Below are 11,641 nucleotides of genomic sequence, written 5' to 3'. Positions count from 1 at the left end.
GGTGTGAATCGAACTCCGATGTTGGCCTACGACAGCTCCCTACGTCGATTTTGGATTAATCCCTCGAGCTTGCCCAATTCCTTGCGACTGATGCGCTCATCGCTCAAGAGCGCCACGAGCAGTTCCGCCCGGGAGCCCGTGAAGTACCTGGTCAGCAAGTTACGAATGGAAAGCTTGTGGAGGTCGCCGCGGTTGATCAGTGGGCGGAAGACAAACGCCCGGCCCTCTTGTCGGTGATCCACTTGTCCTTTGCGCTCCATGATCCGGAGCCAGGCTTGAACAGTTTTGTAATTAGGCGGGGGATCCTCGCCGGATGCCTGCACAATGTCCTCAATGGCTCCTTCGCGAATTCGCCACAGAACCCGCAACAAGCGCAGCTCTCCTGGCGTGGGAAGTTCTACCTTCTGGCTTTGATGCTTCTTTGCCATCTATAGAGAGATTCTCCAACAAAAGCTCTCATAAGATCAACAGCTCTTGAAATCACATACACACCTATTCTGACCACATCGAGCGTTTTCAAAAGTGCAATAAATAAGAGTGTTCATGTCTCCAAGCTCGATATAAACGAGCGGGATATGTTGGACTCTAGGTAGAAGTTGCACGCGAGCCGGATAGAAATCGCGGGGCTGACTACTACGTACACAATTGTTTTCTGGACTTCACCTGTCTACGACGTTTTTGCGATTGCCTTGTTGTGAGTTCATGAACCGGGCCGATCTCTTGGTAAAATTGCAAACGCTCTCTCAATGTTTCACTGTACATAGAATCAGACGGGGGCGTTGAATTCTGCTGCTGCGAGAAGACCTCCATCAACAACATGCATAATCCCTGTTATTCCGATGGCGTCATCAGAAACAAGGTAAAGTGCAGCCTGGGCCACATCTTCAGGTTTAAGAATGGCTCCGAGCGGGACCCGCGATAAACGATCCCGGATACGTGCTTCTCCTTGAGCGCCATGACCCAAGTGATCGCGAAGCATTGGCGTGTCCGTAATACCAGGACATAGGCAATTTACACGGATGCCGTCTCTGCCATAATCCAGGGCGAGAGATTTCGTGAGGAGCGCGATCGCTCCCTTCGAGGCGCTGTAGACAGGCGTACCCACCTGGCCCACCATGCTCCCAATAGACCCGGTGTTTAAAATGGCGCCGCCCCCACTACGGCGCATGTGCGGTACAACATGCTTGATTGCGAGAAATGCCGCCTTCAAATTGATTGATATCAGGCGGTCCCACTCTTCTTCAGTCGTGTCTTCGAGTGGCTTCGCGAGCACTATCCCGGCATTGTTGAACAAGATATCGATCTTACCCCAGCGGGTAATCGCACCCTGCACCATTTTCTTAACATCAGGTTCGTTGGCTACATCCGTCCGCTCAAAAATTGCCTCACCACCGTCGGCCAGAATTTCTTCGACAGTTTTTATGCCGTGCTGCTCATCTATATCGACAGCGGTTACTCTGGCGCCTTCGCGAGCAAAGGTTATCGCGCTTGCCCTGCCAATGCCGCTCGCTGCGCCAGTAACGATCGCAATCTTTCCGCGCAGCCTCATTCGCCGATTCGTTTGATTGTCTTCATGGTCCATTTATCACCACACGTCGAAACAAATAGCAAGATTAGCAGCAATTAGATCTAGTCATGGACGTGTGAGAGCCTTGACATCGAAGCCACCCGACCCTGATTATCGGATGGTTTGATTTGGCGGTGCAAGGAGGCATTCTTAATGTTCGGAAGAATGTCGAGGCGATCTTTTGTGAAAACGCTCGCCATAAGTGCGGCGGCTGACGCTGGAGTTGGCCCGGTCTTTGGACAGGATCGCGTTGGCACTTCCTGCATGCCTACAGAATGGTCTTACACCACAGGAAAGCAATACTCCGATCCGTTTAATCAGGTCGATGTGGATGCCATCATCACTCTACAGTCCGGTCAGGAAGAACGAGTGCCCGGATTCTGGGCGGGCGGTTCTACATGGCGTGTGCGCTATGCGCCGCCTGGACCGGGCGTCTACAAGATCCGATCTGCCTGTAATGACACCGCAAACCATGATCTTAACGATCGCGTATCGACTTTGCACGTCGATGTATACACCGGGCAAAATCCTCATTACAAGCATGGCGCGCTCAGAGTCGCGGAAGACCGTCGTCACTTTCAGCACGCCGATGGCACCCCCTTCTTTTGGCTGGGCGATACATGGTGGATGGGACTGTGTAAGCGCCTTAGCTGGCCAGACGGTTTTGAGACGCTGACTGCTGATCGTGTGCAGAAGGGCTTTACCATCGTGCAAATCGTGGCGGGCCTCTATCCTGACATGGAGCCTTTCGATGCACGCGGCGCAAACGAGGCTGGATTTCCATGGGAACCTGATTTCTCGTGCATCAACCCTGCGTATTTTGACATGGCCGATGTTCGCATTCAGCATCTTGCGGATAGCGGTCTTGCCGCCTGCATCGTTGGGTTTTGGGGATATTTCATTCCTCGCATGGGCATGCCGAAAGCCAAGCAGCATTGGCGGTATCTCATCGCACGCTGGGGCGCATATCCAGTTGTCTGGTGTCTTGCGGGTGAAGGCACCATGCCTTACTACCTTTCGAAAACGAAGGAACAGGATGCAGCGATACAAAAGCATGGCCTGACGGAACTGGCGCGCTTCGTCCGTTCGACCGATCCGCACCATCATCCAATCACCATTCATCCCCCAAACAGCGCACGCCTCTGCGTGGATGATCCTGCTGTGCTTGACTTCGACATGTTGCAGACCGGCCATAGTGATCGCCAAAGCATCCCGAACACGATCGAAACCATCAATCGTTCCCTTGCCGCGAATCCCAAAATGCCCGTTCTGGTTGGAGAGGTCTGCTATGAAGGCATCATGGAAGCGAGCCGCCAGGAGGTGCAACGGTTCATGTTCTGGTCGGCCATCCTGAGTGGGGATGGCGGACACACCTACGGCGCTAACGGTATCTGGCAGATAAATACACGACAACAACCCTATGGCATGTCACCACATGGCCACTCCTGGGGAGGTCCGGCGTGGGATATTGCCGCACAGCTTCCCGGATCGGGTCAACTCGGCCTCGCCAAAGGCCTGCTGACTCGCTATTCATGGTGGAAGCTTGAACCCAAGTCAGATTCCATTGAGCCGCGCTGGAGCAATACAGACTACTGGCAGCCCTTCGCGGGCGCAATTCCCGGAGAAGCCATCATCGTCTTTTCTCCCATGGGTTTCAAAGCAATCACATTTCATCAACTTCAAGCCGCAACCTATAAAGCATTCTTTTTCAATCCGAGCGACGGAACCGAAGTGCAAGTCGGAAACATCAGCCCGGATAACGGCGGAATATGGAAGGCCCCGGAATTCCCCATTTTCCGCGATTGGGTCATCGTTCTTGAGCACAAAGCATGACGTCCTGGTAACAGCAATGCCTCATCCAAAACCCGGATTTCGAGTTACGCTTTCCGCGGATTTCTGCGACGAAAAAGGTCGGCTTATTTTTCCGGATATTGGCTTATCTGTTCTCGATAGCGTTCCGGAAGTCTCTTACGGATTCCTCAAGGAATATCGATCCGAATACTCGTCCGAGCAATTAATGGGCTGTGACGTGCTCATTTCCTTGAAGCCGAAGATCACGGCGCAGTCTCTGCAGGGAATCTCGCAACTTTGCGCGATCGGACGTTGTGGCGTAGGTTATGACAATGTCGATCTGAACGCCTGTACTGAACATGGCATCGCGGTCTTCATCACCCCCGGTGGGGTCGTACGTCCCGTCGCGGAATCCATTGTCCTTTTTGTGCTCGCCTTGTCTCACAATCTCGTAATGAAGGATCGCGTGATCCGGGAAGGCCGCTGGGCTGAAAGCACGCGCAGGCTTGGGCGCGAACCGCGCCAACGTGTTGTCGGCACCATCGGCCTCGGCAACATCGCATCAGAAGCTGTGCGCCTCCTTGGCTCTTTCGATGTCCGACGATTCCTCGCATTTGATCCCTACGTTAGTCCCGAGCGCGCGGCGCTGCTCGGCGTGGAACTGGTAGCTCTCGACGAACTCCTGCACATGTCAGATTATGTCCTTGTCAATTGCCCGCTCACCCCGCAGACGCGCGGCTTGTTAGGCAAGCAACAATTCGCGCTGATGAAGCCGGACGCTGTGCTCATCAACACAGCTCGCGGACCGATCGTGGATGAAGCAGCATTAATTGACGCGCTGAAAAATGGCCGAATTGCCGCTGCTGCGCTCGATGTCTTTGAGAGAGAGCCTCTCAGTGCGGACTCTCCTCTACTGCGAATGGAAAATGTGATTCTCAGTTCGCATTCCATTGCCTGGACTGAGGAGCTCTTCCGCGACATGGGACGCATAGATTGCGAGGGTGCTCTCGCAATCTATCGCGGCGAGGTCCCTGAGAACGTGGTAAACGCTCAGGTGCTGAACCAGCCGAATTTCCGGATGAAGCTTGCGAAATATAAAGCTGCATTTGCAGCGGAAGGCCGTACTGCATGAATACCTTCAGGCAGCGTCTCCGTCAGGGAGATGTACTTCTGGGCCAGATGGCTCTTGAACTCTTCACGCCCGGCATCGGACCCATGCTCGCTGGATGCGAACTGGATTTCGTGATCTATGACATGGAGCATGGACGCTGTGACATTACTCTGCTGGCGGAGATGATCGCGTCATGCCGTGGAAGTGACATCATTCCGATTGCACGAGTTCCAGATTTGTCCTATGCTCCTTTGTCCCGCGTTCTGGACATTGGCGCGCGAGGCGTTATGGTGCCTCGAGTAGAAACGAGGGCTCAGGCTGTAGACATCGTCAGCCAGCTAAAATACCCTCCGATGGGCAGGCGAGGAGTGGCTCTTGGCGTGGCCCACGATCTCTATCGCGCCGGCAGTTCGGACTTCTTTGCCAAAACGAACGAGGAGATTTCTGTCATCGTCCTGCTCGAGTCGGAAAAGGCCTTCGAGAATCTACATGAGATCGTCTCCGTACCTGGAATCGACGTGGCCTGGATGGGTCACTTCGATCTCACCGTTTCAATGGGTATCCCGGCCCAATTCGAGCATCCTCGTTTTCTCGCTGCTATGGATGCGCTGCTCGCTGCCTGCAGCCGGCACGGTGTCGCGCCCGGATTTCTACCTCCTTCAGCCGAATCAGCGGTGCATTGGATCAATAAAGGATTCCGTGTGATCAGCCTTGGCAGTGATATTGATGTATTTCTCGATGGCGTCCGCGAGTTTCGCACGCACGTTGAGCAACACACCACTGCGGTTCGCAAGAAGTAAATGGATAGAACGGCATGAAATTCTCCGTACAAGCATTCAACGCCGGAACGTTCTGGGTTCCCGGGCCGGAAGTGTATTGGATGGAAAGCTGGAACCAACGGGAAGAAATGAACGTTCTGATCTATCTTATTCGTGGTGGTAACCAGAATATTCTCATTAATACCGGCCCTCCGCAGGACCTTGCAATCATCAACAGAGCCTGGCTCGACTTCTTCGGTTATCCAGAGGCGCAGATTGTCCGCACTGAGGATCAGTTGCCACAAAATATTCTGCGCTCGCAGGGCCTAACTCCAGACGACATCTCCACCGTACTGGTCACTCCGTTGCAGGCTTATGCCACAGCGAACATTCCGCTCTTCCGCAACGCAACAATAGGAATCTCGCGCCGCGGATGGATTGAAGATTTTCAAGCTCCTTTCTACCACCTGCACGTTCCCCGTCATTTGCGCATTCCTCCTGACGTGAATCAGTATCTGCAAAATGAGGGATGGGAAAAAGTCCGCCTACTCGCGGATGAAGACGAAATACAACCGGGCATCAGTATATTTTGGGCTGGTGTCCATCATCGCTCTTCACTTGCTGTCTCTATCGACACGAAGTGCGGCAAAGTGATTATTACCGATGCCTTCTTCAAGTATGGCAATATCGAGTCACGACGATATCTCGGCGTAATGGAAAGCATGATGGAAGCGGATGCAACGTGGGCGCGGATCCGCAAGGAAGCGGATATCTATGCCTCCGTTTATGATCCAGAGGTTTTCAGGAGGCATCCCGATGGAATTCTGGCATAGGATTTCGGCCTGCCACACGTATTGGAATCGATTAGTCCTGTAAATAGCGAGGCCTATGTAACAGATTCCTTCGTCAGTGTGATTCGGCGATGATGTGTTTATTGGCGATCGTCGATTATCCAAACTTCCCGACTGCCCAAAACGGGCAACTTCGAAGGGAAGGTCCGTTTTCTCAAGCCAAACAGCAGAAATCATCGGGGTTAACTACCAGGCCGCGCGCGGATTGGTGGAACACAGCACGACAGCGCTCATTCGAGGTACGATTACGGCTCCGTTGGAAATCTTCTCTCTAGTCTCCGCTCTCCACCGTCCGTCGGGATCTATCGCAGAATCGCCGAACATGATTCCAATCTTGCTGTCTGCAAATGGTGCAGTAAGCCGGAGAGCATAGGCACTCTCCACCCCTAGTTCTTTTGTTGAAAAATGCGCATCCTGCAAATTGTCCTTGTTCACAATGACAATCGAACGTACCCTTCCAGCCGAACCTAGAACGTAGGTTGTTATGTTGACGCCGGGAGTGTCGATGTGAACCGGAAAGATTTCATTGCAATCGGCAAAGGCTACAGCAAACGCCAGCATGCCGTAATAAGAAGGGCCCGCAATATTCATTCCTTTGCGATCTTCCTTGATGGGAGAGTAGGAACTGATGAAGCCCAACTGGTTGACGCCCGTTTCAATGTTGACGCCGGAGCAGCCGTGCTCGGCCAGCAGAAGCATGTAATCCAGCGTCCATAGAACTGCGGCGAAAGTATCACTCACACCTGGACGGCCTCCACCATAGAACGAATTTGTTTCACACATCCGCCAGGGGATCCCGCTCTTTTGAGAAGTGGCACGAAGCCGCTCCAGAACCGTTTTCAATCTGGGGTCAGGGTGGAGAAGTTGTTCCGCGGTGCCGAACTTCTGATTGCCTCGATAATAGTGTGTTGTCAGTAGCTGCACATCACCCTTTGCGTCTTTTGCAAGGCGCTCCACCCACTCCGTCGAACTGGCGGTGTCTGGGGCGGCAAAACGTGTCCCGGGCACCGCCTTCTCAATTGCAGCGTGCCACTTTTGGTACTCCGCTTGATAGGTTTCGTAGTTGTACGGGGACCTGCGGAAAGGCTTTTCACCGTGCGCGTAATTCTCGACTTCATTGCCAAGCTCAAGGGCCAGCAACCGGCTCGCTAAAACATCGGCTACAGCGCGCGCTTCAACGATCGCATCTTCGATGCTGCCTTGCGCGAAGTTGACACTCCAGATCGCGCTCCAGCCGGTCTCTTTCAGAAATTCGCCGAACCGCTGCAGGTCTGTGCGCGTAATGACTGTATTCTGTCGTTCTGCTTTCGAGGTTCCATTTGCTTCGTAACGGGTGTAGTCGGCAACGATGCCGCCAGCACGCAAAACACCTGCAGGCCCCAGCCCCTTGATCAAATTGACATAACGATGGTTGTCAACACTCAATAGTCCTGGAGTGGCAACAGAAGACATTTCATAGCCCAAGCCAATGAAGTCACTCGAGACAGACACCGCCGCCCCACTTAGCCTTGGTGTATCCGATGAATCACTTGCATTGACGATGGCACGATTTGAGCAGCCAAGCACCACACTGCCGCAATACTTCACCACATTTCCTATAAACCCGCGGCGACTAAGCATATTCGATCATTCGGCGACAAAGAAAGCCGAGAGGATTGGTTGAGATCTCAACAGTCCACACTCGAAAATGGTATCTGATCTTGAAGTCCCAAATTGGCAAGCGAAAAATCGGCTTCTTTTAAGCAATCGATCAATCACTAGAGATGCCAGTACGAGCCCCATCGAGTCGGAGCCGTTCAATAAGCCCTAAGGTCTGTTGGCAATAATTGAAGAAATACTTTCTCTTTGCCCGTCACTCGAAATCGTCTCGTCCGTCAAGAGGCTGAACCACATCTCACTCGGCGACGGTCAAGTAGCGACCGCGACTTTGATTTGGATATTGCAGCGAGTCTTGCAAAATTCGCGTCCGGGTGAGAGAACTCTGGCTATGAACTTCGATGTCTTGCGCTCTCCTGTGCAATTTATACAGCAGGGTGGAATCTCTGCCAATCTGGACTGGCTCCGGGAATACGAAGCCTGGTTCGAATGCGAAGGACAAGGGATCTCAGACGCGGTGGACCGCGCCGGGACACCCTGGTTACGCATGTTCGATCAGCTGGGCGCGCGAGTAGATGAAATCCTTTACCCGCCCGAGTACTGGCGTATGCTTCAACATGGATATCGGGCAGGCGTGCTCTGGCGAGCCGTCGAGCAGAATTCGCTGATACCTTCTTACCTTTTGCTCTACGCCACTGCTTTCTACGACCCTGGCTTGGCATGTCCGTATACGGTTTCTCTGTCGACACTTTCCCCGCTCTCTAAATATGGAGGGACGGAGTTGAAGGCAAGGTTTTTGCCCAACATGCTGCGGCACGATGATCGTGTGTGGCAGGGAGCAACCTGGATGACCGAGATCAAGGGCGGATCAGATCTGGGTGCGGCAGTCGAAACCGAAGCGCAACAGGATGGGAGTAAATGGCGGCTAACCGGTGACAAGTACTTCGCGAGTAATGCGGGCGCCGAATTGGCGGTGGTCGCGGCTCGGGGCGAGGACGCACCGAAGACTGTGCGCGGGTTGAGCCTATACCTTGTGCCGCGTCGTGGTGAGGACGGGCGGCTGAACTATCTGATACGCCGCCTCAAAAATAAGATCGCCACACGCTCGGTACCAACCGGTGAGATAGAGCTCCGCAACAGTGAGGGGTGGCTCCTTGGACAAGCGGAACATGGAATCTATTTGATCCTGGAAGTGCTAAACCTCTCGCGCGTGGCGAACAGCGTCGGCAGCGTCGCGCTCGCACAAAGAGCCATTGCGGATGCCTATTCCTTTGCTGAGCATCGCACAGCCTTTGGTAGACCGGTTATCGAGCATCCCTTACTCCGGCGCCAGTTCGAAGAACGTATGCAGGGCTTACAAGCGGCTCTCAAGCTAGCCTGGGAATCTGTACGTCTGCTCGACAAGGTATGGCGGGAGCAGCCGCCGTACTCGGAGAGCTATGATCTGTTCCGTTTGATAGCCCACCTAGCGAAGTACTGGACAGCAGAGTTTGCTCTGCAGACGGCCAAATGGGCGATGGAAGTGCACGGTGGGATGGGAACACTGCAGGAATATCGCGCGGAGCGCTGGTTACGCGAGGCGATGATTCTTGCGATTTGGGAAGGAACATCGCATCGTCAGATGCTGGATGGTTTGGAGGTCATGCGAAAGAAAGGCGCACATAGGTTACTGTTTCAGCATCTTTCAGGGATCGCACCGGAGGGACAACTGCACGAGATGGAAGCGCGTATAGAACGACAACTTACTTTGCCAGAGGCTGATAGAGAGGGGACTTTGGAAATGCTTTTTAGCGACCTGGCTTCGCTAACCGGAGATGCGCTATTAAGGAGGTTGTGCTGATAGCGAATGATGGGGCCACAGTCAATTTGACAACAGCCGCCTGAATCTTTCCCCTGGAAGTCGCTAGCTCTTCATCTGCCTTGCAGCGGCCACGCCAAGCCTTCGAATGTCACTCTTCCAGCTAATCTCCTGCCGATGGATTGGCACTGCGATTTGCTTGCCTGCCGCCGCGGGGGCGCATGTTCTAGAAAAACAAAAGCGCAAAATCAAGAGTTTGGGCTGCGAATCTCCGTTCGGACGGGACAACTGGTGCTACGAATACCGTTCACGTCTTCCCCGATAGGCAATAGACCTTCCATCGTGGAAATCCTCTTGCCTGCCACATCTCTAAAGAGTAGAGTGCTCGGCGTTGGGTTACCGAAACCCGGAACGCAGACGCCACCTCGCTCATCTCAGGAGGCTGGAACCCAACGCCTCCATCGCACGCGCCGTGCCCGCTCCTTGCCAATCTAAGAAATCCCTGGAGGGCCGCGCCATGAAACCCCCGCTCTCTCTCGTTAATAGAAAGCAGACAGGCCCTTTCAGAACTGTGGGCTTGATGCTTGCGATGCTGCCGCTGTGGCTGATGTTGGCCACGGCAAGCACATCCGCCAATGCTCAGACTACATCCTCGCCTGGGGACTGGATAGAGTTTCACCGGGACAACATGCAGCGCTGGAATCCGTATGAAACTGCACTGGGGGTTGGCAATGTTGGTGGCTTGCAAGTGAAGTGGAAGAATCCCATCGGCATCTATGGGTCCGGTGCGGAATCCTCCCCGGCAATCGTAAATGGTGTGGTGTATTTCGGCTCAGACGACAGTAACGTGTATGCGCTGAATGCCAGCACAGGCGCCAAACTGTGGAGCTATGCCACAGACGGGCCAGCCCAATCCTCGCCCGCAGTAGTAGATGGAGTGGTTTACATCGGCGTGGCCGGCTATTCCAAGAGCCTTTATGCGCTGAACGCCGCGACAGGTGCCCTGTTGTGGAGCATCCAGACTACAGATGGATTCAGTATGTCTTCGTCTCCCGCAGTAGCGAATGGAGTGGTGTGTGTGGGCTCCGCGGATGGCCATATGTACGGACTGGACGCTAAGACGGGCACCATTCTCTGGAGTTACCACGTGCAGTCGCCTGTGTTTAACTCGCCCGCAGTCGCATACGGAATTGTCTATATCGGTTCCGGCGATGGCAACGTTTATGCGCTGAACGCCGCGACAGGCGGCCTGGTGTGGCGCTATACAACAGGAGCCCCTATTGAATCATCACCTGCCGTGGCGAATCGCATTGTCTATATCGGCTCTGACGACGGCAACTTGTACGCGCTTAATGCTGGCACTGGCGCCCTGGTTTGGAAATATCCAGCCTACGTGTTTGCCTCGCCCGCCGTTGCAAATGGGGTCGTTTACATCGGCTCCGGCATCGGCGCCACTGAGGGTATCGTATATGCGCTGAACGCCAGTACCGGGGCCAAACTCTGGAGCAACACTATCGAATTGCCATTGCTGTTCAGCTCGCCTGCGGTAGCGAATGGCGTGCTTTATATCGCGGGTAACAGCGGGATAGCAAACATATATGCGCTGAACGCCAGCACTGGCGCACTCTTGTGGAGCTATGCTAGGGCAAACAACGTGGATGCCATAGGCACGGTGATTTCCTCGCCTGCAATCGTGAACGGTGTCCTTTACATGCGTGCGGGAAATCCCAATGGAATTGGCAGTGGAACGGGTAATGTTTACGCGTTTTCGGTAGGAAGTGCCGATCTGTTCCTACGGATCTTCCCATCTACGACAACGGTCCATCAGGGCGATCTGCTCACCTTTGCGTTTCCAGTGTGGAACCTTGGTCCGGATGTTGCCGAGGGCGAGGTGCTAAGCAGCTTGCAGGTGCCAGTAGGCACTACCTTCGACTACGTCCGCATCTCGGGTACGCCGGGCTTGGGCACGTGCACCCATCCTCCATATGGAGGAACGGGGCAGATTGTCTGTCACGAGGGTGACGGCATGGCTCCCAACACAACGTGGACAGTCCGATTGACGGTGAGAGTGACGGCGCCCGCAGGCACAGTGATTACCGCAAATGCGGCCACCATGTCGGATACGCCCGATCCGAATCTGGCCAACAACACTGCGACGGTGAGTCTTAC

Annotated in this window: 9 protein-coding genes; 6 read left to right on the top strand and 3 right to left on the bottom strand. The window is 54.1% G+C overall.

Annotated elements, in window-relative coordinates:
* Window positions 1–26: 26 nt before the first annotated feature.
* Together VEV40_RS00045 and VEV40_RS00040 are read right to left on the bottom strand one after the other, a co-directional pair.
* On the bottom strand, window positions 27–428 hold the full coding sequence (locus VEV40_RS00045; protein WP_324829320.1) for a BlaI/MecI/CopY family transcriptional regulator: 402 nt from the start codon (window positions 426–428) through the stop codon (window positions 27–29).
* A gap of 338 nt (window positions 429–766) precedes the next feature.
* The gene (locus tag VEV40_RS00040; protein WP_324829319.1) at window positions 767–1,582 is read right to left on the bottom strand and encodes an SDR family oxidoreductase; all 816 of its coding nucleotides are present in this window, start codon (window positions 1,580–1,582) and stop codon (window positions 767–769) included.
* Window positions 1,583–1,750: 168 nt separating this feature from the next.
* Between VEV40_RS00040 and VEV40_RS00035 the strand changes: the two genes are divergently transcribed.
* Genes VEV40_RS00035 through VEV40_RS00020 form a run of 4 tightly spaced genes read left to right on the top strand, consistent with a single transcriptional unit; the run spans window position 1,751 to window position 6,060 of the window.
* The gene (locus VEV40_RS00035) at window positions 1,751–3,400 is read left to right on the top strand and encodes a DUF4038 domain-containing protein (protein WP_324829318.1); all 1,650 of its coding nucleotides are present in this window, start codon (window positions 1,751–1,753) and stop codon (window positions 3,398–3,400) included.
* 16 nt (window positions 3,401–3,416) lie between these two features.
* Window positions 3,417–4,490 (top strand): NAD(P)-dependent oxidoreductase, encoded by a 1,074-nt coding sequence (locus VEV40_RS00030; RefSeq protein WP_324829317.1) that lies wholly within the window; start codon window positions 3,417–3,419, stop codon window positions 4,488–4,490.
* Entirely contained in the window at window positions 4,487–5,269 is a 783-nt protein-coding gene (locus VEV40_RS00025; RefSeq protein WP_324829316.1) for an HpcH/HpaI aldolase family protein, read from the top strand. The genes VEV40_RS00030 and VEV40_RS00025 overlap by 4 nt, the downstream gene beginning before the upstream one ends.
* A 14-nt stretch (window positions 5,270–5,283) precedes the next feature.
* Window positions 5,284–6,060 (top strand): hypothetical protein, encoded by a 777-nt coding sequence (locus tag VEV40_RS00020; RefSeq protein WP_324829315.1) that lies wholly within the window; start codon window positions 5,284–5,286, stop codon window positions 6,058–6,060.
* A gap of 204 nt (window positions 6,061–6,264) precedes the next feature.
* On the opposite strand, the gene VEV40_RS00015 is transcribed toward VEV40_RS00020, so the two are convergent.
* The gene (locus VEV40_RS00015) at window positions 6,265–7,698 is read right to left on the bottom strand and encodes a hypothetical protein (protein ID WP_324829314.1); all 1,434 of its coding nucleotides are present in this window, start codon (window positions 7,696–7,698) and stop codon (window positions 6,265–6,267) included.
* Window positions 7,699–7,894: 196 nt separating this feature from the next.
* On the opposite strand from VEV40_RS00015, the gene VEV40_RS00010 reads away from it, so the two are divergent.
* Together VEV40_RS00010 and VEV40_RS00005 are read left to right on the top strand one after the other, a co-directional pair.
* Window positions 7,895–9,514, top strand: coding sequence for an acyl-CoA dehydrogenase family protein (locus tag VEV40_RS00010; protein WP_324829313.1), 1,620 nt, complete (start codon window positions 7,895–7,897; stop codon window positions 9,512–9,514).
* A 475-nt stretch (window positions 9,515–9,989) separates the two neighbouring features.
* Window positions 9,990–11,641, top strand: a 1,652-nt coding sequence (locus tag VEV40_RS00005; RefSeq protein ID WP_324829312.1) for a PQQ-binding-like beta-propeller repeat protein, incomplete at its 3' end; no start/stop codon positions are given.

The sequence above is a fragment of the Alloacidobacterium sp. genome (genome assembly GCF_035631355.1).
In the GTDB taxonomy this organism is placed as follows: domain Bacteria; phylum Acidobacteriota; class Terriglobia; order Terriglobales; family Acidobacteriaceae; genus Alloacidobacterium.
This window is presented reverse-complemented; position numbering and strand designations above follow the sequence as displayed.